Source organism: Pseudomonas simiae, from assembly GCF_900111895.1.
Lineage (GTDB): Bacteria > Pseudomonadota > Gammaproteobacteria > Pseudomonadales > Pseudomonadaceae > Aquipseudomonas > Aquipseudomonas simiae.
On record NZ_FOKB01000006.1, the window covers coordinates 119,813 to 143,956 of the forward strand.

Consider the following 24,144-nt stretch of genomic DNA (forward strand, 5'->3'; position numbering starts at 1 on the left):
AGCGGGCGTTTCAGATGGATACGACGGGGTGTTTTACAACGTGCAATGAGGCGTTTCTGTAGGAACACGCTTGTGTGGGAGCTGGCTTGCCTGCGATGCAGATACCTCGGTTTATCCGTCATACCGAGGTGTCTGCATCGCAGGCAAGCCAGCTCCCACAGGGTCGGTCAGTGAGCCAGGAATTTGCTCAGGAACTGCTTGGTGCGCTCTTCCTTGGGGTTGGCGAACAATGCCTTGGCTTCGCCTTGTTCCACGATCACCCCCTTGTCGAAGAAGATCACCCGGTTGGCCACATCCCGGGCAAAGCTCATCTCGTGGGTGACGATGACCATGGTGCGGTTTTCTTCGGCGAGGCTGCGGATGGTTGCCAGCACTTCACCCACCAGTTCCGGGTCGAGGGCCGAGGTGGGTTCGTCGAACAGAATCACCTCCGGCTCCATCGCCAGCGCACGGGCAATCGCCACGCGCTGTTGCTGGCCGCCCGACAGGCGCCGTGGGTAGGCGTCTTCCTTGCCCGCCAGGCCCACCCTCGCCAGCAACTTGCGCCCCAAGGCGTCAGCGGCTTCACGCGGCATCTTCTTGACCACGGTGGGGCCTTCGATGACGTTTTCCAGCGCGGTGCGGTGGGGGAACAGGTTGAAGCTCTGGAACACAAAACCCACGTGCTGGCGCAGGCGCCGCACCAGGCTTGCCTGCTGGTTGACCGGCTTGCTGCTGTCGATCTCGATGTCGCCCACCTTGATACGCCCGCTGGTGGGTTGTTCGAGGAAATTCAGGCAGCGCAGAAAGGTGGTCTTGCCAGAACCGCTGGGGCCGATGATGGCGACGACTTCGCCTTCCTTGACCTCCAGGTCGATGCCGTTGAGCACCACCTGGCCCTTGAATTGTTTGGTCAGTTTTTCAACCACGATCATGCTTCAGGACTCCAGGTCATGCCGGTTGACCCGGTCTTCCAGGCGATTCTGCAAATGCGCCAGGATGCTCGCCAAAATCCAGTAGATCAGGGCTGCGGAGAGATACATGGTGAAGATTTCGAAGGTCCGTGCCGACACCAATTGCGCCTGGCGGAACAGCTCGGGCACCTGGATAGTGGCCGCCAGCGCCGTGTCCTTGACCAGCGAAATGAAGCTGTTGCCCAGCGGCGGTAAGGCCGTGCGCATGGCCTGCGGCAGGATGGCCCGGCGCAGGGTCTGCGCGCGGGTCATGCCGATACTGGCCGCAGCTTCCCATTGGCCGCGCTCGATGGAACCGATGGCGGCGCGCAGGATTTCACAGGCGTAGGCGGCCATGTTCAGCGAAAAGCCGATCATGGCGGCGGGGATCGGATCCAGCTCGATGCCCACTTGCGGCAAGCCGTAGTAGATCAAGAACAGCTGCACCAGCAAGGGCGTGCCGCGAAAGAACGACACGTAGACTCGGGCGAGCCAGCTCACCAGCTTGAAGCGCGACAGGCGCATCAAGGCCAGGCCGAAGCCCAGCAGCAAACCGAAAAACATCCCGCCGAGGCTGAGGATCACCGTGTAATACGCGCCCTTGAGCAGAAAGGGCGCGGAGTCCAGCGCGAGTTGGAAACCTGCTTCCATTATTGAGTGACGTCAGCGTTGAAGTACTTCTCGGACAGCTTCTTCAAGGTCCCGTCGGCGCGCAGTTTGTCGAGGGCCTTGTTCACGGCGTCGAGCAGTTCTGGCTCGCCTTTGCGCAGGGCAATACCGGCTTCCTGACGGGAGAAGGCGTCGCCGGTCACCGAGGTGTCCTTGGCTTTCTTGGCGTATTCCAGGGCGGCCAGGCGGTCGATCAGGATGGTGTCGATACGGCCGATACGCAGGTCCTGGAACTTGGTCGGGTCGTCGTTGTAAGTCTTGATGATGGCTTTAGGCTGATTGTCCTTGAGCCATTGCTCGTAGTTGGTACCCAGGCCCACACCGACTTTCTTGCCAGCCAGGTCGTCAGCGGTCTTGATGGTGCCGACGTTCTTGGTCAGGACCAGCGCCTGAATACCGGAGACGGTGTAAGGCTTGGAGAAATCGTACTTTTTCTTGCGCTCTTCAGAGATGGTCACTTGGTTGACGACCGCATCCAGACGCTTGGATTCCAGGGCGGCGAGGATGCCATCCCATGGGGTGGCCTGCAGCTTGACCTTCACGCCCAGCTCCTTGGCCAGCGCTTCGGACAGCTCCACTTCGAAACCGCTGAGTTTGCCGCTTTCATCGACGAAGCTGAACGGTGGGTAGGTGCCTTCCAGGCCGATCTTGATCTCGCCCGCTTTCTTGATGTTATCCAACTGCTCGCCAGCCACTGCCTGGCCCAGCAGGCCAGCCCCGAGTGCCAGGCCCAAAGTGCCAACCAACAACGTGCGACGGAATACAGAAATAGTCATGAAGAGCCCCTGTGTTTTTTATGTTGAGCGAAGCAGGTGACGCAGTGGTCGTATCCTGCCTTAAAGCGCGTAGCGCGTCTTCGCCTACGGCGCGACTATAAGGCCGGTTTTTAAGACTTGAAAATAATATAAAATAAATCAGTTATTCGCTTTAAGAATAACCGGGTCCGTTTTTTTAGAATGCCGAGTCATAAGCGAACAACGCTGGCGCGCCACCGGTATGCAGGAAAATGATCGGCCCGTCTTCAAATCGCTGACGCCCGATGCCATCCAGCAAGCCGGCCATGGCCTTGCCAGTGTAGACCGGGTCCAGGAGCAGGCCTTCCTGGCTCGCCAGCAGCTTGATCGCTGCCAAGGTGCCGGCGTTCGGTTCACCGTAGCGCGGGCCGAAGTATTCGTCCCACAGAATCACCTTGAACGCCTCGGGAATCTCCACCCCCAGCAACTCGGCGGTGCGTTCGGCCAGGCCTGCTACTTTCGGGCGCTGGGCTTCGTCGGTGCGCGAGACGGTCACACCGATCACGGGCAGGTTCGGCAGCACTTCGCTCAAGGCCAACGCCAAGCCACTGTGCGTCCCCGCGCTGCCGGAGGCCAGGACGACCGCGGCGAACTCGATGCCGCTGTCTTCGATTTGCCCGGCCAGTTCCAGCCCGGCGCGTACATAACCCAATGCACCGAGGGCATTGGAGCCGCCGATCGGCACCAGGTATGGCTTCTTGCCGTTGTTGCGCAGGCGGTCGGCGAGGGCGTTGAGTTGGTCGTCGACGTTGTCGAGGTTCTCCACCAGTTCCACTTTGGCGTCGAACAGCTCAAGCAGCAGACGGTTGCCGTTGCCCAGGTAATTGGGGTCTTCGGTGCCGGTGGGGTTTTCCAGCAGGGCCACGCAGCCCAGGCCGAGTTTGGCGGCCAGCGCGGCGGTCTGGCGCACGTGGTTGGATTGGATAGCGCCAGCGGTTACAAGGGTGTCGGCGCCTTGGGCGATGGCATCTGCGGCGAGGTATTCAAGTTTGCGCAGCTTGTTGCCGCCCATGGCCAGCGGTGTGGTGTCGTCGCGCTTGACGTAGATGTCCCTGCCCAACCAGGCCGACAGCCGCTCCAGTTTTTCCAGGGCAGTGGCGCCGCCCAGCAGTTCCAGGCGGTTAAAACGGTCGAGCTGTTGTTTGATCATGGCTACGCACGGTTGATAAGTATGGGGCGACTATAGGCAGGCACTTTTCATCGGGCAACCGTCAATCGCTTATTCCTGATGGTTCTTGATACCACACCATTGGTTCTTAAGGGCGGCCAGGGTGCATACCGTAAAGTGATGGCCATTTCCTCAGGAGTGAGTACCGTGAGTGAGCGTTCCAGTCATTGGCAATTACAGACCATCGTCAGCCAACTGCGCAGCGCCCGGGACCAGTGGCGAACGCGCAATGGGCGTTTGAGTGGCGAGCATGGCGGCCGCGAGTTGCCGTCCCGCGAGGCGGTCGCGCAGATTCTCGAGTCGTTGTGCGGTGCACTGTTTCCCATGCGCCTGGGGCCGGTGGACCTGCGTGAAGAGAGTGAAGATTTCTACGTCGGCCATACCCTCGATGTGGCGTTGAATGCCTTGCTCGGCCAGGCCCGTCTGGAACTGCGCTACGCCGCACGGCAGGGCGCCAAGGATGACAGCGAAGTCGATGCGCTCGCCATTCGCCTGATCCAGGATTTCGCCCTGGCCTTGCCGTCCCTGCGGAGCTTGTTGGACACCGACGTGCTGGCTGCCTACCACGGCGACCCGGCCGCGCGCAGTGTGGATGAAGTGCTGTTGTGCTACCCCGGCGTCCTGGCGGTGATTCACCACCGCCTGGCTCACCACCTGTACCGCGCCGGCTTGCCGCTGTTGGCGCGGATCAGCGCCGAGATCGCCCATTCGGCCACGGGGATCGATATCCATCCCGGCGCACAGATCGGCCCGAGCTTCTTTATCGACCACGGGACCGGCGTGGTGATCGGCGAGACCGCGATCATCGGCGAGCGTGTGCGCATCTACCAGGCCGTGACTTTGGGCGCCAAGCGCTTCCCGGCGGATGAGGACGGACAGCTGCAGAAAGGCCACCCACGTCACCCGATTGTCGAGGATGACGTGGTGATCTACGCCGGCGCGACGATTCTGGGGCGCATCACCATCGGCAAGGGGTCGACCATTGGCGGCAACGTGTGGCTGACCCGCAGCGTGCCGGCGGGGGCGAATATCACCCAGGCGAACCTGCAGCATGAGGATGGCGCGCAAAAGTAACGAACCCGCACAATCCTCTGTGGGAGCGCGTATTTGTGCCAGTAATCGCTGAACGATTTGCCTCCCGCACCCGTCATACCAGTCCTTGAGCTAGTGTAGGAATTATCTACCACTCGGCCCTGCGATTAGTCCCAGACCGCCTTCCTATGTTTAACTTGAATGCTCGTTCAAGTTAAACCCGGTGGTTCGCTGCCCGCTCACAACAGGAGGCTTACCTTTGCTGAGTCCGTTATTTACAGCCACATCTCATACCCTCGGGGTGCATCGTTCATGAGTGCATCGTCCACCCCTACCAGCGGCCAAGTGCGCATGAATGCGCCGGTTTTCTACTTTGCCGCGACGTTTATCCTGCTGTTCGGTATCACTGTCATCGCTATCCCGCAACAGGCCGGTGCCTGGCTGCTGGCGGCGCAAAACTGGGCGGCCAATACGGTCGGCTGGTACTACATGCTGGCGATGACCCTGTATCTGGTCTTCGTGGTGGTCACCGCGCTATCGGGCTACGGCAAGATAAAACTCGGTGCCGACCACGACGAGCCCGAATTCAGTTACCTGTCCTGGGCCGGCATGTTGTTCGCCGCAGGGATCAGCATCACGCTGTTTTTCTTCTGCGTGTCCGAGCCGCTGACACACCTGGTGCAACCGCCGCAAGGCGCACCGATGAACGCCGATGCCGCCCGCCAGGCCATGCAGATCCTGTTTCTGCACTGGGGCCTGCACGGTTGGGGGGTGTTCGCGTTTGTCGGCATGGCCCTGGCGTATTTCGCCTACCGGCATAACTTGCCGCTGGCGCTGCGTTCGGCGCTGTACCCGCTGATCGGCAAGCGCATCAACGGTCCGATCGGTTACGCGGTGGATGGCTTTGGCATCATCGCTACGGTGTTCGGGCTTGGCGCCGACATGGGCTTCGGCGTGTTGCACCTCAACTCCGGCCTCGACTACCTGTTTGGCATCGCCCATACCCAGTGGATCCAGGTCGGTTTGATCACGCTGATGATGGGCGCCGCGATCATCGTCGCCGTGGCCGGCGTCGACAAAGGCGTGCGGGTGATGTCCGACATCAACATGCTGCTGGCCTGTGCGCTGCTGCTGTTCGTGTTGTTCGCCGGGCCCACCCAGCATTTGCTCAACACCCTGATCCAGAACATCGGTGACTACCTGGGCGCCTTGCCGACCAAGAGTTTCGACGTGTACGCCTATGACAAGCCCAGCGACTGGCTCGGCGGTTGGACGGTGTTCTACTGGGCCTGGTGGATCGCATGGTCGCCGTTTGTGGGCCTGTTTATCGCGCGTATTTCCCGGGGGCGTACCATCCGCGAGTTCGTGTTCGGCGTGCTGCTGATCCCGCTGGGTTTCACCCTGGCGTGGATGTCGATTTTCGGCAACAGCGCCATCGACCAAGTGCTCAACCACGGGCTGGTCGCACTCGGCCAGTCGGCCATCGATGACCCGTCGATGAGTCTGTACCTGCTGCTGGAAACTTACCCGTGGAGCAAGACGGTTATCGCGGTCACGGTGTTCATCAGCTTCGTGTTCTTCGTGACCTCCGCCGACTCGGGCACCGTGGTGCTGTCTACCTTGTCGTCCAAAGGTGGCAACGCCGATGAAGACGGGCCGAAATGGCTGCGGGTGTTCTGGGGTGCGATGACCGCGCTGGTCACCAGTGCCTTGCTGTTTGCGGGCAGTATTGATTCGCTCAAGTCAGCGGTGGTGCTGACCTCGTTACCGTTTTCGATGATCCTGCTGCTGATGATGTGGGGGCTGCACAAGGCGTTCTACCTGGAGTCGCAGAAGCAGATCGCCCAGCTGCATTCGCTGGCACCGGTCTCTGCTGCACGCAAGGGGCGTGGTGGCTGGCGTCAGCGCTTGAGCCAGGCGGTGCACTTCCCTTCGCGGGATGAGGTGTATCGCTTCCTTGAATCGACGGTTCGCCCGGCGATTGAAGAGGTGACGGCGGTGTTCGTCGAGAAAGGCCTGAACGTGGTCACTCAGCCTGACCCGTCCAACGACAGCGTCAGCCTGGAAATCGGCCATGGCGAGGAGCGTCCATTCGTCTACCTGGTGCAGATGCGCGGCTACTTCACGCCGTCATTTGCCCGTGGTGGCATGGGCTCCAAAGAGATCAACAACCGCCGCTACTACCGTGCGGAAGTGCACTTGGCCGAGGGCAGCCAGGACTATGACCTGGTGGGCTACACCAAGGAACAGATCATCAACGACATCCTCGACCAGTACGAGCGGCACCTGCAGTTCCTGCACTTGGTGCGCTGACGCTCAACTCCCCGCAAAGCCCCGTTCTACGGGGCTTTTTTAAACTTAATTTCATCCGTCAAGGCGCTGTTTTGACGCGGAACTGTCATCTGGCCACTGCGTAATTGTGTGAAGCGTTTGACGCTTTCATTTCAGCACAGTGACGGAGACCGGTAACAATGAAGACGTTGATAAGCCCTATGGTGGGTGCCGCCATGGCGAGCTTTATGCTGTCCGCCCACGCCGACTTTATCGATGACAGCCACGCCGATGTGACCTTGCTCAATCGCTACCTGAACCAGCAGGGGCGCGATGTGGTGAACAGCAACGCCAAGGCCCACAGCATTCGTGATTGGGGCCAGGGGTTCGAGTTCAACTTCAAGTCCGGCTACACCGAAGGCCCGGTGGGTTTTGGCCTGGACCTGCAGGCGTTCTATGGATTGAAGCTGGACTCCGGTGGCGACCTCAACGACAAGGATCACCAGGGCCGCTACCCCGGCAGCATGTTTCCGCTGGACAACGGCAAGTCCGCTGACCAGTTCGGTGTGTTGAGCCCGACGTTCAAGATGCGTTTCGCCCAGGATGAACTGCGTGTCGGCACGCTCTACGGCAACAATCCGATACTCGCCAACACGGACGGGCGCCTGTACCAGCAGACCAACACCGGTGTGCAACTGGTGTCCAAGGACCTCAGCGACTTCACTTTCACCGGCGGCGATATCTTCAAGACCAAGATCCGCAACGAAACCGGCGACCAAGGCATGATCACCGCCGGGGGCACCCAACAGAGCGATCGCTTCCTGTTTGGCGGTGCGGATTACACCGGCATCCAGAACACCACGGTCAGTCTGTGGTACTCCAACCTTGAGGATTACTACCAGCAGTTCTTCCTGGGCGCCAAGCGGCATGACGCCTTGTCCGTGGGCGCGATCGACACCGATCTGCGTGTGTTCCGCAGTTTGGGTGTGGGCGGCAACGCGGCTGGCGACAATGACTACGCATCCTCTGGCCTCTACGGCGACGGCGCGAGCAAGGGACGCATCAACCAGACCACCGCCAGTTTGCTTGAGAGCTACAGCCTGGACGGCCATACCGTCGGTCTGGGTATCCAGAAGAACAGCGGTGACAGCGACTTCCCGTACCTGGATTCCGGCCTGAACAGTGGCGACAACCGCCAGGGGCCAGGCTCAGGCGCTGACACTCCGGCACTCACCAACCTGCAATTGAACAAGTTCCAGCACGCCGGCGAGCGCACTTGGCTGGCGCAGTACAAATATGACTTCGGCAAACTCGGCCTCACCGGCCTGACGTTCTCAGCCGCCTACGCCCACGGCGATGACATCCGAACGGCGCAAGGCACCACCAGCGAATGGGAACGCAACGTCGCCGTGGCGTATCAAGTGCCCACCGGCTCTCTCAAGGGCCTGGGCGTTACCTGGAAAAACGCCCACGCCAGCCCGGATATCAGCGGCGCGACCGTGCAAGATGAAAACCGCTTCTATGTCAGCTATGTCGTTCCACTCTGGTAGGAAATTGCTGTAAAAAGGACGGGCAGACTTAAGCGATTCAGCTGGTTGAAAGGCCCGGGAATAGCCTTATTCCCAGGCCTTATTTGCCGACGTCCAAGAGAGGATTCGATGACTTACATTGCTGCCGAAAACCGCTATGAATCTATCCCGTACCGCCGCGTAGGTCGCAGTGGATTAGTGCTGCCGGCGCTGTCCCTGGGCCTGTGGCACAACTTTGGCGACAGCACCCCGATCGACACCCAGCGTGCCCTGCTGCGCACCGCGTTTGACCTGGGCATCAACCACTTCGACCTGGCCAACAACTACGGCCCGCCCTACGGCAGCGCCGAAATCAACTTCGGCCGTTTGCTGCGCGAAGACTTCAAGCATTACCGTGATGAACTGATCATCTCCAGCAAAGCCGGCTGGGACATGTGGCCCGGCCCCTACGGCCAGGGCGGTGGTTCGCGCAAATACGTGCTGGCCAGCCTCGACCAGAGCTTGCAACGCCTGGGTGTCGACTACGTGGATATTTTCTACTCCCACCGTTTTGACGCCGACACCCCCCTGGAAGAAACCGCCAGCGCCCTCGCCACCGCCGTGCAACAAGGCAAGGCGTTGTACATCGGCATCTCGTCCTACTCGGGTGTCAAAACCCGCGAAATCGCTGCGCTGCTGAAAGAGTGGAAAGTGCCGCTGTTGATTCACCAGCCAGCCTACAACTTGCTCAACCGCTGGGTGGAAAAAGACCTGCTGGACACCACCGAAGAACTCGGCGCTGGCGTGATCGCGTTCACGCCGTTGGCCCAGGGGCTGCTGACCGATAAGTACCTCAACGGCGTACCGGCGGATGCGCGGGTGAACCGTCCCGGCGGTGGTTCGCTGCAGGCCAAGCACCTGTCCGAAGCCAACATCGCCCACGTGCGGGCGCTGAATGAAATCGCCCAGCGTCGTGGCCAGAGCCTGGCGCAACTGGCGTTGGCCTGGACCCTGCGTGATCCACGGGTCACCAGTGCGCTGATTGGTGCGAGCCGGCCGGAGCAGATTATCGAGAACGTCGGTGCGTTGAAGAACCTGAGCTTCAGCGCGGAAGAACTGGCGGAGATTGATCGGTTTGCGCAGGAAGGTGGGATCAACTTGTGGGAAAAGCCATCTACTGCTGAATAACCTGGCGTAACACGGTCAATGTGGGAGCGGGCTTGCTCGCGAATGCAGTGGATCAGTCGCTGAATCTGTTGACTGACACTCTGCCTTCGCGAGCAAGCCCGCTCCTACCTTTTGATCGCTGGTTGTCTCTAGAAAGGTACATCCCCAAGAATGGTCGCGCGATGCATCACCCGCCGCTGCGGCCGGTAGTCGTCCACCGCGTAATGCTGCGTCACGCGGTTATCCCAGAACGCCACGTCATTTTCCTGCCAGCGCCAGCGGATGGTGAACTCCGGGCGTGTTGCGTGGGCAAACAACAGCTTCAGGATCGCCTCGCTTTCCGCCGGCTCCAGCTCATTGATCCTGGTGGTAAACCCATCACTCACAAACAGCGACTTGCGGCCGCTCACCGGATGCGTGCGCACCACCGGGTGTGACAGCGGCGGGTTCTTCTTGCGGGTTTCTTCCCAGCGCGCCAGGTCTTCGGCGGTGTTGCCAAAGCGCTCCAGTGGGAAGGACTTGGTGAAGTCATGGGTCGCCGTCAGCCCATCGAGCAACCGCTGCAACGGCTTGGACAACGCCTCATACGCCGCAATCCCGCTGGCCCACAGCGTATCGCCGCCAAATGCTGGCAGCTGCTTGGCGCTGAGGACCGCACCGAGTGCCGGAGTGGGCAGGAAGGTCACGTCGGTGTGCCATACGGCGTTGTCGCGCACGTCGGTGACGGCGGTATCGAGGATCAGTACTTCAGGCTGTTCCGGCACGTTGGGGTAGATCGGGTGGATGTGCAGGTCACCGAAATTCGCCGCGAACCGTGCCTGTTGTTGCGGGTTGATTTCCTGGCCGCGGAAGAACAGCACTGAGTGGGTGAGCAACGCCTGCTCGATGGCGTCGCGCTGTTCGAGGCTCAGCGGGCGGGTGATATCGACGCCACTGATCTGGGCGCCCAAGGCGGTGCTCAAGGGGGTAATGGTGAGGCTGCTCATACTGTTCTCATCACTCAATGTGCCTGGCCATGCCAGGGCACTAATTTACGCTGCAGGGCACGCAGGCCCATTTCCATGGCGAAGGCGATCAGGGCGATGACCAGGATGCCCAGCACCACCACATCGGTCACCAGGAACTGCGCCGCCGATTGCACCATGAAGCCCAGGCCGCTGGTGGCGGCGATCAACTCGGCGGCGACCAATGTCGACCAGCCCACCCCCAGGCCGATGCGGACGCCGGTGAGGATGTCGGGCAGGGCACTCGGCAGGATCACATGGCGAATCAACTGGGCACGGGTGGCGCCCAACGACTGCGCCGCGCGCAGCTTGGCCGGGTCGACAGTGCGCACACCGGTGGCGGTGGCGATGGCAATCGGCGCGAAGATCGCCAGGTAAATCAGCAGCACCTTGGACAGCTCGCCAATGCCGCACCAGATCACGATCAGCGGCAGATAGGCCAGCGGCGGGATCGGTCGATAGAACTCGATCAGCGGGTCGAGGATGCCACGGGCGATACGGCTGGAGCCGATGGCGATCCCCACCGGCACGGCGGTCAGCACCGCAAACCCCAGGCCCAGGCCGATGCGGCTGAGGCTTGCACTCAAGTGTTGCCACAAGGTGGAGTCCATGTAGCCCGTGGTCGCCAGCAGCCAGCCTTTTTGCAGTACGGCGGACGGCGGCGGCAGGAACAGTGGTTCGATCACACCGGTAGCGGTCACGGCCCACCAAATGATCAGCAAGGCGACCAGGGTCAGCAGGCTGATCCAGCGCGTGCTCAAGCTGCGACGCACGGGGATAGGCGCGTGCGCCGCCGGCTTGGCGGTCATGACGGGAAGTTCGTAGCTGCTCATGCGGACACCTGCCGTTGGGAGAACACTTTGCCCAACACGTGTTCGCGGGTTTCGATAAAACGCGGGTCGGACTTGATCGCCCGTGCCGACTCTCCGGCAGCGTAGCGTTGGCCGAAGTCCAGGCTCAGACGCTCGACGATCTGGCCGGGATTGGGCGCCAGCAGGATCAGGTCAGTGGCGAGGAATACCGCCTCTTCGATGTCGTGGGTAATCAGGAACACTGGCTTGGCCGTGCGCCGCCAGACTTGCAGCAGCAGCTCCTGCATCTGTTCGCGAGTGAAGGCATCGAGGGCGCCGAAGGGTTCGTCCATCAGCAGTACGCGAGGATCGGCAGCCAGCGCGCGGGCCAGGCCGACGCGTTGCTTCTGCCCACCGGAGAGCTGCCAGATACGACGACTGTCGAAGCCGGCCAGGTCCACCAGGGCCAGCATTTCCCGAGCGCGCACTTCACGTTGTGCCTTGGACACGCCGGCCAGCTCCAGGCCGAAACCCACGTTGGCCAGCACGTCCTGCCAGGGCAGCAGGGCGTCATCCTGAAACACCACGCCGCGCTCGGCGCTCGGGCCTTTGACCGGCACGCCATCGAGGGTGATGCGCCCGGCAGACGGTTCGACAAAGCCGGCAATCAGGTTCAACAGCGAAGTCTTGCCACTGCCGGACGGGCCGAGGGCCACCAGCAATTGCTGGGGCCCCAGGTCGAGTGAGATGTCGGACAGTACCGGTTCTGTGGCGCCTGGGTACTGTGCGCTGATGCGCTCCAGTTGTAGCAAGGCCATCGCAATTAACTCCTGATCAGTGGGTAATGAACTTGGCGCTGATGTAAGGGGCGTAGTCCGGCAGCACGGCGTCGACCTTGCCTTGTTCCTTGAGGAACGCAGCGGTGTCGGTCACGGCCTGGGTAGTCGGTGCGCCCAGCAGGGTCACCTGGTCGGCGGCCAGCGGGTAGACGTTGCCTTGCAGCAGCAGCGGGATGTCGCTGGCCTTGGCGCCGGAGAGTTTCACCAGTTTGTCGACGTTGCCTTTGTCGGCGAGCCAGGCTTGCGGGTCTTTGCGGTAGGCGGCGTAGGCATCCAGGGTGACTTTGGCAAAAGCCGTGACGATTTGCGGGTGCTTCTCGGCAAAATCCTTACGCACGATCCAGGCATCGAAGGTCGGCGCGCCGAACTTGGCCAGTTCGCCAGAGGTGATCAGCACCTTGCCGTTTTCCTTGGCCACGCCCAGGGCGGGGTCCCACACGTAAGTCGCGTCGATATCACCGCGCTTCCAGGCGGCGATGATCGCCGGTGGTGCGAGGTTGAGGATGGTCACTTTGGACGGGTCGATGTTCCAGTGCTTCAGCGCGGCCAACAAGCTGTAGTGCCCGGTGGACACGAAGGGCACCGCGACCTTTTTACCGATCAGGTCCTGCGGGCCGTTGATCCCCGAGCCGTCGCGCGCCACCAAGGCTTCGGCACCACCGATCTGGGTGGCGACGAGGAAGGTTTCCACCGGCACTTTGCGGGTGATCGCCGCGGTCAGCGGGCTGGAACCGAGGTAGCCGATCTGCACGTCGCCGGACGCAATGGCGGCGATGATGTCGGCGCCGTTGTCGAATTTTCGCCAGTTGATCTTGGCGTTAGTGGCTTTTTCGTAGGCGCCGTCGGCCTGGGCGACTTTGGCCGGGTCTACGGTGGTCTGGTAAGCAATGGTCACATCCGCCGCCTGGGCAAACAGGCTGGCACCGGCCAGGGACAATGCGGCCAAGAGGCGCAAAGGGGTAAGCAGTTTCAAGGGGAAGCTCCTCAATCAGGCGGCCGAGGGTCGGCATGCGAGGAGACTAAATGATCTAAGAATCCGAAAATAAATAACGTTTTCGAATTAGCTTATGAGCAGAAAAGTGGGACCCGGTCTTCAGGCTGAGGGGCAAATGTGGGCGCTGGCTTGCCTGCGATGCAGACAACTCGGTATTCCAGATAGACCGAGTTGATGCTATCGCAGGCAAGCCAGCTCCCACAGCGGACCGCGAAAGGATTTAGTTGCTGATCGCCAGAATGCTCGCCTGGTATGACCCGACAAACACATCAAAATCGCCCACTTCGTTCTGTTCCAGCTCCGCCTGCTGCACCAGCGACTGACGCGCCAGCTCTTCAAAGCGTGCCTGCTCTTCAGCCGGTAAGGGCTCCTTGCGGAAGTGCTCGGCATGCAGTTGGCTCTGGTGCAGGGAGAACTGCGCAAAACTCTCTTTGCGCTCGGCCATGGCCGCCAGCACCTGTGCCGATGGCGTCAGGGACGGGTCCTCGACCTTGGCCAACTGAGCGTCCAGCGCCTGGCTGTGTTCGGTGATGCCGTGGGCTTCATCGAGCAAAGCAGCCAACGGAGCAATCTGCTCCAGCAGCTCGGCGGCCCATTCCTTCATGTCCACTGCCTGGCCCTGACGCTGCAATTGCAGGCCGGGGCGGCGACCTTCCTTGACCACACTGAGGAAGTTGGAGGTCGCATTGCCGCACTCGTTGTTGGCGAACAGCGGGCTGTCGTTCAACGCGCAGTACAGCAGGAACGCGTCGAGGAAGCGCGATTCCGGCAGGTCGATACCCATCGGCAGGAACGGGTTGATGTCCAGGCAACGCACTTCGATGTACTGAATGCCACGGGCCATCAGCGCCTGGATCGGCCGTTCGCCGGTGTAGGTCACGCGTTTGGGGCGAATGTTGGAGTAGTACTCGTTCTCGATCTGCAGGATGTTGGTGTTGAGCTGAACCCACTCACCGTCCTTATGCGTGCCGACTTCGACGTACGGCGCGTAGGGCGTTGCCACCGCTTCACGCAGGCTATCGGTGTAGCTGCTCAGATCGTTGTAGCACGGCGTCAGGCCCGCTTGGGCGTTGCTCTGGTAACCCAGGTCGCTCATGCGCAGGCTGGTGGCGTAGGGCAGGTACAGCGTATCGGCGTCCAACACCTCCAATTGGTGCGAGCGACCGCGCAGAAAACCGGCGTCCAGCGCAGGCGAAGCACCGAACAGGTACATCAGCAACCAGCTGTAGCGACGGAAATTGCGGATCAGCGCGATATAGGCATTGGACTGGTAGTCGCGGTCAGTGCCGACAAATCCTTCAGTTTCCTTCAATAGCGGCCACAACTGTTCCGGCAGGGAAAAGTTGTAGTGGATGCCGGCGATGCACTGCATGGTCTTACCGTAACGCAGCGCCAAGCCCTTGCGGTACACGTACTTGAGCTGCCCGATGTTGGACGTGCCGTAGTAGGCAATCGGAATGTCTTCCTCGGCCGGCAACGGGCACGGCATCGAAGGGCTCCACAGGTATTCGCTGCCGAGCTTGGTGTAGGCAAAACGATGGATCTTGTCCAGGCTGCTCAGGGTATCGGCCGGGTTGGGCAGGGCGGGAGTGATGAACTCCAGCAGCGATTCCGAGTAGTCGGTGGTGATCTGTTCGTGGGTCAACGCGGCGCCCAGGGCTTCAGGGTGCGGCGTTTGCGCCAGTCGACCCTCACCGGTGACACGCAGGCATTCGCGCTCGATGCCGTGCAAGCACTGCTCTAGCAGGGAGAGGTGTTCGCGCTTGCCGAGCAGGGCCAGGCGGCGGTTGAGAAGTTCGCTCAAGTTGGATTCCTTCACGCGTCAGTCGCCCCAATATGGGGGTGGGCAGGACGGTCTACAAGGGTGAAGTTAAAACTGGCGTGATCGCCTGGTTTAGAGTCGATTTAACCCGCTCTGAAAATGCCGACTTCACTCCATGAATTTGGCTACAGCGCGGCGAGAAAATTCCGACGCCGTGATTGCAGCGCCGAAATTAACTCAAATCGGGGGTGGGGAGCTATAGGACAGCGAAGGTGCCCTGTGCTTTTGCGACAAGTCTTTCGTCCTGGTACACGTCCGCTTCGACCACCAACGTGCGACGACCGGCATGGATCACCCGACCGGTGCACAGCACGTCACCGTCAGACACGGCTCGGATATAGTTGATCTTGCACTCGATGGTCGCACTTTGTTGGTCGAAACCATGGGCGCTGGAGCAGGCCAGCCCCATCGTAATGTCCACCAGGCTGAAAATCGCCCCGCCATGGAGCTTGCCCGCGCGGTTGCGCAGGTGCGGCTCCAGGGTCAGGGCCACCTCGGCAACGCCTTCCTCAAGGCGTTGCAGGCGGCAGCCGATCAGTTCGCTGAACGCGCTCTGGGTCAAACCGGCCGGGATTTCCATCAGCGTTTCTTCAACTGTTTAGCGTTGGCAAACAGCGAGGCCATGGCGTTGTTGCTTGGCGCGGTGGTGGCCGTTTCCTTGCGCGGCGCGTTGTTTTGCGACTGGCGCGGCGCCGAACCAGGACGTGCGCCGCGGGCACCGTCGATTTTCTCGCCAGGGGTGTCGCTCATGCGCATCGACAGGCCAACGCGTTTGCGCGGGATGTCGACTTCCATGACCTTGACCTTGACCACGTCACCGGCTTTTACCGCTTCACGCGGATCCTTGATGAACTTCTCCGAAAGCGCGGAGATATGCACCAAACCGTCCTGATGAACGCCGATGTCCACAAACGCGCCGAAGTTGGTCACGTTGGTGACCACGCCTTCGAGGATCATGCCCAGCTCCAGGTCCTTGAGGTCTTCGACGCCGTCCTGGAACTCGGCGGTCTTGAACTCGGGACGGGGGTCGCGGCCCGGCTTTTCCAGCTCTTGCAGGATGTCGGTGATGGTCGGTACACCGAAGGTTTCGTCGGTGTACTTCTTGGGATCCAGGCGCTTGAGAAACGCGGCGTCGCCGATCAGCGAACGGATATCGCGGTCGGTCTCGGCGGCGATGCGTTGCACCAGTGGGTACGCTTCCGGGTGAACCGCGGAGGAATCCAGCGGGTTGTCGCCGTTCATTACGCGTAGGAAACCGGCGGCCTGTTCGAAGGTTTTTTCACCCAGGCGTGCGACTTTTTTCAACGCTGCACGGGTTTTGAACGCGCCGTTTTCGTCGCGGTGGTTCACGATATTTTGCGCCAGGGTGGCGTTGAGGCCGGAAATACGCGCCAACAAGGCGACGGAGGCGGTGTTCACATCCACGCCGACGGCGTTTACGCAGTCTTCCACCACTGCGTCCAGGCCACGTGCCAGTTTCAGCTGCGACACGTCGTGCTGGTACTGGCCGACGCCGATGGATTTAGGGTCGATCTTGACCAGTTCGGCCAGTGGATCCTGCAGGCGACGGGCGATGGACACCGCGCCACGGATCGACACGTCGAGGTCCGGGAATTCCTTGGAGGCCAGTTCCGACGCCGAGTACACCGAAGCGCCGGCCTCGGAGACCATGACTTTGGTCATCTTCATGGCGGGGTATTTCTTGATCAGATCGGCGGCCAGTTTGTCGGTTTCACGGCTGGCGGTGCCGTTGCCGATGGCGATCAGGTCCACCGCGTGCTTGGCGCACAGGGCGGCCAGGATCGCGAGGGTCTGGTCCCATTTGTTGTGCGGTACATGCGGATACACCGTGGCGTGGTCCAGCAACTTGCCGGTGGAGTCGACCACGGCGACCTTGCAGCCGGTACGCAGGCCCGGGTCGAGGCCCAGAGTGGCGCGCGGGCCGGCCGGGGCGGCCAGCAGCAGGTCGTGCAGGTTGTGGGCGAACACGTTGATCGCCTCTGTCTCGGCGCCGTCGCGCAGCTCACCGAGCAGGTCGGTTTCCAGGTGGGTGTAGAGCTTGACCTTCCAGGTCCAGCGCACCACTTCACCGAGCCACTTGTCCGCAGGACGGTTCTGATTCTGGATGCCGAATTGTTGACCGATCATGCCTTCGCACGGGTGCATGGTGCCCGGCAATTCGTCGCCGACCTTCAGCGCGGAGCTGAGAATACCTTCGTTGCGGCCACGGAAAATGGCGAGCGCACGGTGGGACGGCATGCTTTTCAGCGGTTCGTCGTGTTCGAAGTAATCGCGGAACTTGGCGCCTTCCTCCTCTTTACCAGCGATGACGCGGGCGCTGAGGATGGCTTCTTGCTTCAAATAGTTACGCAGTTTTTCCAGCAAACTGGCGTCTTCGGCGAAGCGCTCCATGAGGATGTACTTGGCGCCTTCGAGGGCGGCCTTGACGTCGGCGACGCCTTTTTGGGCGTCGATAAAGCGCGCGGCTTCGGTTTCCGGGGTCAGCGACGGGTCGTTGAACAGGCCGTCGGCGAGGTCGCCCAGGCCGGCTTCCAGGGCGATCTGGCCCTTGGTGCGACGCTTCTGCTTGTACGGCAGGTAGAGGTCTTCGAGGCGGGTTTTGGTGTCGGCGAGTTTGATATCGCGTTCCAACTGCGGGGTCAGCTTGCCTTGTTCCTCGATGCTGGCGAGGATGCTGATGCGCCGTTCGTCGAGTTCTCGCAGGTAGCGCAGGCGCTCTTCCAGGTGACGCAGTTGGGTGTCGTCGAGGCTGCCGGTCACTTCTTTACGGTAACGGGCGATGAAGGGCACGGTGGAGCCTTCATCCAGTAGAGCGACGGCCGCTTCGACCTGTTGTGGGCGTACACCGAGTTCCTCGGCGATGCGGCTGTTGATGCTGTCCATAAAACCACCTGAAATTCTGAAAAGCAGCTCGCAGGCCCGGAAAACAAGGCCCTGGGAGGCTGGTTGAGCGGCCCGACTGGCGCCGCTGCCTGGGTCAAGAGGCAGCCTATTGACCCTCGAAATCGAAAAAATCACACAAGCGGGGTGAAAAAAGCCTCGGCATCAAACGGTAACGATCGGACGTTGCCCTGCGCGACGGCGCCGCATTATAACCAGCGTTCTGCCCTTGGGGGGGATTGCGCCAACGGTTGTAGGGCGCGGGTTCGCTGGCAGTTGAGGAAAAATCTGCTAACAATGCACACGGTGCGTATAACGGCAGCTAGGCCATAATGCGCGCCGAGATAAGAGGAGCATCTAATGAGCAGCACTGCACAAACTGCTGAAGGCGAAAAAATTCTCATCGTTGACGACGATCCGGGGCTGAGCAGCCTGCTGGAGCGTTTCTTCAACTCCAAGGGCTATCGCGCCCGTGCGGTGCCGAACACCGAGCAGATGGACCGTCTGTTGGGGCGTGAAGTCTTCAACCTGGTCGTACTCGATCTGATGCTGCCCGGCGAAGACGGCCTGACCGCCTGCAAACGCCTGCGCGGCGCAAACAACCAGATTCCAATCATCATGCTCACCGCCAAGGGTGATGAGCTGAGTCGCATCAAGGGCCTCGAACTGGGCGCCGATGACTACCTGGCCAAGCCTTTCAACCCTGACGAGCTGATGGCGCGGGTGAAGGCCGTGTTGCGTCGCCAGGCAGCCCCGGTACCGGGTGCACCAGGCAGCGAAGACGAAAGCGTCACCTTTGGCGACTACGAACTGTCGCTGGCGACCCGTGAGCTAAAGCGTGGCGATGAAGTGCACATGCTGACCACCGGCGAATTCGCCGTGCTCAAGGCCCTGGTGATGAACGCTCGCCAGCCGCTGACTCGCGACAAGCTGATGAACCTCGCCCGTGGCCGGGAATGGGATGCGCTGGAGCGGTCCATCGACGTACAGATCTCCCGTCTGCGTCGGATGATCGAGCCGGACCCGTCCAAGCCGCGGTATATCCAGACGGTGTGGGGCGTCGGTTATGTGTTTGTTCCGGACGGCAATAAAACCAGTTGACCGGTGATTTGCAGGGGGGGGCATCCTGGCGTTTGACTCCATGAGGGTCGACGGGATGCCCGGCGTCTGCAATTCTGCGAGCGCCGCTCGTTTCTGCAAGGTATCTAGCAGTCTTCTATGAAAACCCCGCTGTGGTTCCCCCAAAGTTTCTTCTCCCGCACCCTCTGGCTGGTGCTGATCGTCGTTCTGTTTTCCAAGGCACTCACACTGGTTTATCTGTTGATGAACGAGGACGTGCTGGTGGATCGACAATACAGCCACGGTGTCGCCCTGACGCTGCGCGCCTATTGGGCGGCAGACCCTGAGAACCGCGAGAAGATCGCCAAGGCCGCGACCCTGGTACGTGTCGCCGGTGCGGGAGTGCCGGAGGGCGAGCAGCATTGGCCCTACAGTGAAATCTACCAACGCCAGATGCAGGCCGAACTGGGTGAAGACACCGAGGTACGGCTGCGCATGCATGTGTCGCCGGCATTGTGGGTGCGTGCGCCAAGCCTGGGCGAGGACTGGCTGAAAGTGCCGCTGTACCCGCATCCGCTTCGGGGGCAGAAGATTTGGAATGTGTTGGGTTGGTTCCTGGCGATCGGCTTGCTGTCAACGGCGTCGGCGTGGATTTTCGTGCGCCAGCTCAACCAGCCGCTTAAACGCCTTGTGTTCGCCGCCCGTCAATTGGGCCAGGGCCGCAGCGTGCGCCTGCCGGTCAGCGACACGCCCAGCGAGATGACCGAGGTGTACGGCGCGTTCAACCAGATGGCGGAGGACGTCGAACAGGCCGGGCGCGAGCGCGAGTTGATGCTGGCGGGGGTGTCCCATGACTTGCGCACACCGTTGACGCGACTGCGCTTGTCTCTGGAGTTGATGGGCAACCATACGGACCTCACCGATGACATGGTCCGCGACATCGAGGACATGGATGCGATTCTCGACCAGTTCCTGGCGTTTATCCGGGATGGCCGTGATGAAGTGGTGGAAGAAGTCGACCTGACGGACTTGGTGCGTGAGGTGGTCGCGCCCTACAACCAGAATGGTGAGCAGGTGCGCATGCGCCTGGAGCCGATCCAGCCGTTTGCCTTGCGTCGGGTATCGATGAAGCGCCTGTTGAACAACCTGATCGGCAACGCCTTGCATCACGCCGGTTCCGATGTAGAAGTGGCGGCGTATGTGTCCGGCGACAGTGCTGCACCTTATGTGGTGCTGAGCGTGATGGACCGGGGCGCAGGCATCGACCCGGACGAGTTGGAAGGTATCTTCAACCCCTTCACCCGCGGCGACCGTGCACGAGGTGGCAAGGGAACCGGCTTGGGGCTGGCGATTGTGCGGCGGATTGCATCGATGCATGGCGGCAATGTTGAGCTGCGCAATCGAGAAGAGGGTGGCCTGGAAGCGCGGGTACGCTTGCCGCTTGGCCTGATGCTACCCCGAGACGCGGTCTAAGCAACAACGCAGGCCATAGGTGGGAGCGGGGTTGTTCGCGAAAGCGGTGTATCAGTCACAGGTGGTCTGACTGACACTACGCCTTCGCGAGCAACCCCGCTTCCACATTGGTTTTGCGTTGTTTCAAACGCCGTTTCTTATCAGCCCTTGCCCTTGGTCCTGGTCATATTCGGCCCGCCATTCTTCTCCAGATGCTGAATGATGATCCCTGCCACGTCCTTGCCGGTGGTGGTTTCAATGCCTTCCAAGCCCGGTGACGAATTCACCTCCATCACCAATGGCCCGTGATTGGAGCGCAGGATATCCACGCCCGCCACGCTCAACCCCATCACCTTGGCTGCCCGCAGCGCGGTCATGCGTTCTTCCGGGGTGATCTTGATCAGGCTGGCGCTGCCGCCACGGTGCAGGTTGGAGCGGAACTCCCCCGGCTTGGCCTGGCGTTTCATCGCCGCAATCACCTTGTCGCCCACCACGAAGCAGCGGATATCCGCGCCGCCGGCTTCCTTGATGTACTCCTGAACCATGATGTTCTGCTTGAGACCCATGAACGCCTCGATCACGGATTCGGCCGCCGTCGCGGTTTCACAGAGCACCACGCCGATACCCTGGGTGCCTTCCAGCACCTTGATCACCAGGGGGGCACCGTTGACCATGTCGATCAGGTCGGGGATGTCATCGGGGGAGTGGGCAAAGCCAGTCACCGGCAGGCCGATACCTCGGCGCGACAACAACTGTAGCGAACGCAACTTGTCCCGTGAACGGGCTATGGCGACCGATTCATTAAGGGGAAACACCCCCATCATTTCAAACTGACGCAAGACCGCGCAGCCATAAAACGTTACTGAGGCACCAATGCGAGGGATCACGGCATCAAACCCCTCCAGCGGCTTGCCCCGGTAGTGGATCTGCGGCTTGTGGCTGGCAATGTTCATATAGGCACGCAACGTGTCGATCACCACCATTTCGTGGCCACGTTCGGTGCCGGCCTCAACCAGGCGGCGGGTGGAATACAGACGCGGGTTTCGCGACAGCACAGCAATCTTCATGCAGCACCTGGGACAGAAAGAGTAGAGACCGGGAACACCGGCTTGTCTTGAACGTACTTGATGCCGGGGTTGACCACCAGTTGGCCGTCAATCAAGGCTTTGGAGCCCAGCAACAGCCGGTAACGCATGGCTTTGCGGCAGGCCAGGGTGAACTCCACCCGCCACACCCTGTCACCCAGCGCCAGCGTGGTGCTGATGACATAACGCACCTGGGCGTGGCCGTTGGAGCTTTTGATGGTTTTCATCGTCACCAAGGGTGCTTCGCAGCGGCGGTGACGCAGTTGCACAACGCTGCCCAGGTGCGCGGTAAAACGCACCCACTTCTCACCGTCGCGCTCAAACGGCTCGATATCGGTAGCGTGCAGGCTTGAGGTGCTGGCGCCGGTGTCGATCTTCGCGCGCAGGCCTGCCACTCCCAAGTCGGGAAGTGCCACCCACTCACGCAGACCCACAACGGTCAAATGGTCAAATGTCTTCAATATGGGTAACCGGTTAATTCGCCCAGGCCTGAGGAGAAACCTCGGCCAACGCTTTGAATGCGGGCCTGGCGAACCAGTAGCCCTGCATCAGAAATATTCCGCAATCGAACAGGAAGTCGCGCTCGCCGGCACTTTCGATGCCTTCGGCGATGACAGTAACCCCCAACTGCTCACAGATTGTGACAATCCCCTGGACGATCACCTGGCGGACACGGTCCTGGTCGACATCGCGGATCAGCGCCATGTCGAGTTTGATCAAGTCAGGTTGGAAATCGGCCAGCAGATTCAGCCCCGAATAACCCGCGCCGAAATCGTCGATGGCGGTCATGAAGCCGAATTCGCGGTATTCACGCAGAATATTCGTCAAATGGCGATAGTTATCTATGTGCTCGTGTTCCAGAGTCTCGAAAATCAAGCGATCCAGCGGAAAGTTATGTGCCTGCGCCGCTTCCAGGGTGCTGCGAATACAGAGCTCAGGCCGATATACGGCATTGGGCATGAAGTTGATGGATAAGCGGGTTTGCATCCCCAATGCAGCAGCCCCGGCAATGGCCTGTGTACGGCAACGCTGGTCGAAGCGGTAACGGTTGTGTTCATTGACCTGTTCAAGTACCGACAACGCGCCTTCACCTTGCGTACCCCGCACCAAGGCTTCGTGGGCGAAAATAGAATGATCCCGAAGGTCTACGATAGGCTGGTAAGCGAAAGCGAAATCAAAGCCCAAGGGCTCGCTTTGCTGGCAGCCCACGCACCGCTGGTCGGGCGAGGTGAGTGAAATGGGAAAGTCGGTCACGGCGTATCCTCGCGAAAACAGGGTGTACCTGGCGTATCTTAGGTGAGCCTTGGGGTTTATGCGTCGAAGGGTTTCAACGGTAAAGTTGCGACATTTTTCAGAGCGAGGAATTCAAGTGGCTCAAAAGCAGGAAGAGGAAGAAAAGGTCCGATTGGACAAGTGGTTATGGGCGGCACGGTTCTATAAAACCCGCGCCCTGGCCAAAGCTGCTATCGAGAGTGGCAAGGTGCACCATCGCGGCGAGCGCTGCAAGCCAGGCAAGGAACCGCGCATCGGCGATGAATTCCAGATTCGTGTCGGGTTTGATGAAAAGACAGTCGTGGTTCAGGCGCTTTCCATCGTGCGCCGTGGCGCGCCTGAAGCGCAGGCGTTGTACACCGAGACCGAAGCCAGCATTGCCAAGCGTGAAAATGCGGCGGCAATGCGCAAGGCGGGCGCCACAGGCATGACCACGGATGGCAAGCCGAGCAAGAAGCAGCGTCGTGATCTGTTCAAGTTTCGCGGCAGTGGCAATGATGACTGACTGCGACAGTGAGGGAGCAAGCTCCCTCACCCTTGGCCATCATGCTGGGCGAACCACACTCAATCGACCAATCAGCGGCAGGTGTTGAAGCAGCCCAAACACCGGCGCCGTCACCCGCAACAACCCACTCGATACCTTCGCCGCAAACGGCGTGTAGTACCCCCACCCCAACGCCAACAGCGCCAGCAATACACCGCCAATGTAGTCATCCTGGCCCCAATGCGCGCCCGCCACCAGGCGCGGCATCATGAACAACAGTGCCAGGCCCCAGATCACCAGCACCTGGCCGATGCGCTTGGCGAACACCGTCATGAACATCCCCCAGATCAACAGCACCGAAGCGTGATCGCCTGGAAAACTCTGGCTCGAACGGTCCTTCAACTCCCAGGTTTTCTCCAGCCCCGGGAAGAAGTCGCTCATCTGGATCGCTCCGCTGATCACCATTGACGGGCTACTGTGTTGCCAGCCCATATGCGCAGCGAATTTGGAAAACAGCATGCGGATAAACAGCAAGAGCAGCAGAATGCCAATAAAACCTAGCAGTGCCTGGCGCACCTGCACGGCCTTGAATACCCAGTCGCCGCGAATCAACAGCGACAGCAGAATCACTCCAACCACCGCGTCGAACGGTCGCAAACTGGCGACAGCCCATACGTGCAGCCAGGTCGAGTTGCTTGCCAGCGGGTCATTGAGCAGATGAAACAGCCACTCGTCGAAAAGCACACACAGCATCTGCCCCGTGGGCCACAGCCAAAAACACAGCAGTCCGATAGCGAGTAGATTGCAAAAGGCCCATCGCCCGAGGTTCCACTTGGCTTGGAACAAACCCGGATTGTTCATAAACTGTCCCCCACGGCCCTAGAAAATCGCACCAAAATG

Annotated in this window: 22 protein-coding genes; 7 read left to right on the top strand and 15 right to left on the bottom strand. The window is 60.7% G+C overall.

The annotated features are described in order from the left end of the window. Positions 1-167 precede the first annotated feature (167 nt). From tcyN to BMZ57_RS19385, 4 genes are all read right to left on the bottom strand, one after another. A complete protein-coding gene (tcyN, locus tag BMZ57_RS19370; RefSeq protein ID WP_010214113.1) occupies positions 168-914 on the bottom strand; it encodes an L-cystine ABC transporter ATP-binding protein TcyN in 747 nt (248 codons plus the stop codon). Positions 915-917: 3 nt separating this feature from the next. Next, a complete protein-coding gene (gene tcyL / locus BMZ57_RS19375) occupies positions 918-1,583 on the bottom strand; it encodes a cystine ABC transporter permease (protein ID WP_010214112.1) in 666 nt (221 codons plus the stop codon). After that, positions 1,583-2,377 (bottom strand): cystine ABC transporter substrate-binding protein, encoded by a 795-nt coding sequence (gene tcyJ, locus BMZ57_RS19380; RefSeq protein WP_010214111.1) that lies wholly within the window; start codon positions 2,375-2,377, stop codon positions 1,583-1,585. Before tcyJ ends, tcyL begins: the two co-directional genes overlap by 1 nt. 175 nt (positions 2,378-2,552) lie before the next feature. After that, positions 2,553-3,545 carry a D-cysteine desulfhydrase gene (locus tag BMZ57_RS19385; protein WP_010214110.1) on the bottom strand — a complete coding sequence of 331 codons (993 nt, stop codon included), beginning with the start codon at positions 3,543-3,545 and terminating at the stop codon, positions 2,553-2,555. A gap of 165 nt (positions 3,546-3,710) precedes the next feature. Between BMZ57_RS19385 and epsC the strand changes: the two genes are divergently transcribed. The 4 genes from epsC (at position 3,711) to mgrA (ending at position 9,562) form a co-directional block, all read left to right on the top strand. Next, complete coding sequence (epsC, locus tag BMZ57_RS19390) at positions 3,711-4,637, top strand: serine O-acetyltransferase EpsC (RefSeq protein ID WP_021491621.1); 927 nt, start codon at positions 3,711-3,713, stop codon at positions 4,635-4,637. Between the two features lie 309 nt (positions 4,638-4,946). Continuing rightward, complete coding sequence (gene betT / locus BMZ57_RS19395) at positions 4,947-6,908, top strand: choline transporter BetT (protein ID WP_175439651.1); 1,962 nt, start codon at positions 4,947-4,949, stop codon at positions 6,906-6,908. A gap of 179 nt (positions 6,909-7,087) precedes the next feature. Then, positions 7,088-8,416 (top strand): OprD family outer membrane porin, encoded by a 1,329-nt coding sequence (locus BMZ57_RS19400; RefSeq protein WP_083266245.1) that lies wholly within the window; start codon positions 7,088-7,090, stop codon positions 8,414-8,416. A 108-nt stretch (positions 8,417-8,524) separates the two neighbouring features. Then, positions 8,525-9,562, top strand: coding sequence for an L-glyceraldehyde 3-phosphate reductase (gene mgrA, locus BMZ57_RS19405; RefSeq protein ID WP_010214105.1), 1,038 nt, complete (start codon positions 8,525-8,527; stop codon positions 9,560-9,562). A gap of 128 nt (positions 9,563-9,690) precedes the next feature. Here the strand turns inward: mgrA and tauD are convergent, their stop codons facing one another. The 7 genes from tauD to BMZ57_RS19440 all read right to left on the bottom strand — a co-directional run bounded on the left by tauD (position 9,691) and on the right by BMZ57_RS19440 (position 17,895). After that, positions 9,691-10,527: a taurine dioxygenase gene (gene tauD / locus BMZ57_RS19410; RefSeq protein ID WP_010214103.1), complete on the bottom strand. Its 837-nt coding sequence runs from the start codon at positions 10,525-10,527 to the stop codon at positions 9,691-9,693. Positions 10,528-10,541: 14 nt separating this feature from the next. Beyond that, the gene (gene tauC / locus BMZ57_RS19415; protein WP_045791412.1) at positions 10,542-11,378 is read right to left on the bottom strand and encodes a taurine ABC transporter permease TauC; all 837 of its coding nucleotides are present in this window, start codon (positions 11,376-11,378) and stop codon (positions 10,542-10,544) included. Next, the gene (gene tauB, locus BMZ57_RS19420; RefSeq protein WP_021491618.1) at positions 11,375-12,154 is read right to left on the bottom strand and encodes a taurine ABC transporter ATP-binding subunit; all 780 of its coding nucleotides are present in this window, start codon (positions 12,152-12,154) and stop codon (positions 11,375-11,377) included. The genes tauC and tauB overlap by 4 nt, the downstream gene beginning before the upstream one ends. 16 nt (positions 12,155-12,170) lie before the next feature. Beyond that, a complete protein-coding gene (gene tauA / locus BMZ57_RS19425; RefSeq protein WP_010214099.1) occupies positions 12,171-13,148 on the bottom strand; it encodes a taurine ABC transporter substrate-binding protein in 978 nt (325 codons plus the stop codon). 241 nt (positions 13,149-13,389) lie between these two features. Continuing rightward, positions 13,390-14,973, bottom strand: coding sequence for a glutamate--cysteine ligase (gene gshA / locus BMZ57_RS19430; RefSeq protein WP_010214098.1), 1,584 nt, complete (start codon positions 14,971-14,973; stop codon positions 13,390-13,392). Positions 14,974-15,187: 214 nt separating this feature from the next. After that, positions 15,188-15,571 (bottom strand): PaaI family thioesterase, encoded by a 384-nt coding sequence (locus tag BMZ57_RS19435; RefSeq protein WP_010214097.1) that lies wholly within the window; start codon positions 15,569-15,571, stop codon positions 15,188-15,190. Then, positions 15,571-17,895 carry a Tex family protein gene (locus BMZ57_RS19440; protein ID WP_069672852.1) on the bottom strand — a complete coding sequence of 775 codons (2,325 nt, stop codon included), beginning with the start codon at positions 17,893-17,895 and terminating at the stop codon, positions 15,571-15,573. Before BMZ57_RS19440 ends, BMZ57_RS19435 begins: the two co-directional genes overlap by 1 nt. A 357-nt stretch (positions 17,896-18,252) precedes the next feature. Between BMZ57_RS19440 and ompR the strand changes: the two genes are divergently transcribed. Together ompR and BMZ57_RS19450 are read left to right on the top strand one after the other, a co-directional pair. Beyond that, a complete protein-coding gene (gene ompR / locus BMZ57_RS19445; RefSeq protein ID WP_010214095.1) occupies positions 18,253-18,993 on the top strand; it encodes an osmolarity response regulator transcription factor OmpR in 741 nt (246 codons plus the stop codon). A 117-nt stretch (positions 18,994-19,110) separates the two neighbouring features. Then, the gene (locus tag BMZ57_RS19450) at positions 19,111-20,424 is read left to right on the top strand and encodes an ATP-binding protein (protein WP_021491614.1); all 1,314 of its coding nucleotides are present in this window, start codon (positions 19,111-19,113) and stop codon (positions 20,422-20,424) included. 140 nt (positions 20,425-20,564) lie between these two features. Here the strand turns inward: BMZ57_RS19450 and rimK are convergent, their stop codons facing one another. Genes rimK through rimA form a run of 3 tightly spaced genes read right to left on the bottom strand, consistent with a single transcriptional unit; the run spans position 20,565 to position 22,742 of the window. Continuing rightward, positions 20,565-21,470, bottom strand: coding sequence for a 30S ribosomal protein S6--L-glutamate ligase (rimK, locus tag BMZ57_RS19455; RefSeq protein ID WP_010214091.1), 906 nt, complete (start codon positions 21,468-21,470; stop codon positions 20,565-20,567). Then, positions 21,467-21,949: a retropepsin-like aspartic endopeptidase RimB gene (gene rimB / locus BMZ57_RS19460; RefSeq protein ID WP_016979043.1), complete on the bottom strand. Its 483-nt coding sequence runs from the start codon at positions 21,947-21,949 to the stop codon at positions 21,467-21,469. Before rimB ends, rimK begins: the two co-directional genes overlap by 4 nt. Positions 21,950-21,962: 13 nt before the next feature. Further along, a complete protein-coding gene (gene rimA, locus BMZ57_RS19465) occupies positions 21,963-22,742 on the bottom strand; it encodes a S6 modification regulatory phosphodiesterase RimA (protein ID WP_010214089.1) in 780 nt (259 codons plus the stop codon). 115 nt (positions 22,743-22,857) lie between these two features. Between rimA and BMZ57_RS19470 the strand changes: the two genes are divergently transcribed. Next, complete coding sequence (locus tag BMZ57_RS19470; protein ID WP_010214088.1) at positions 22,858-23,265, top strand: RNA-binding S4 domain-containing protein; 408 nt, start codon at positions 22,858-22,860, stop codon at positions 23,263-23,265. A 39-nt stretch (positions 23,266-23,304) separates the two neighbouring features. Here the strand turns inward: BMZ57_RS19470 and BMZ57_RS19475 are convergent, their stop codons facing one another. Next, positions 23,305-24,105, bottom strand: coding sequence for a phosphatase PAP2 family protein (locus BMZ57_RS19475; RefSeq protein WP_010214087.1), 801 nt, complete (start codon positions 24,103-24,105; stop codon positions 23,305-23,307). Between the last annotated feature and the right edge of the window lie 39 nt (positions 24,106-24,144).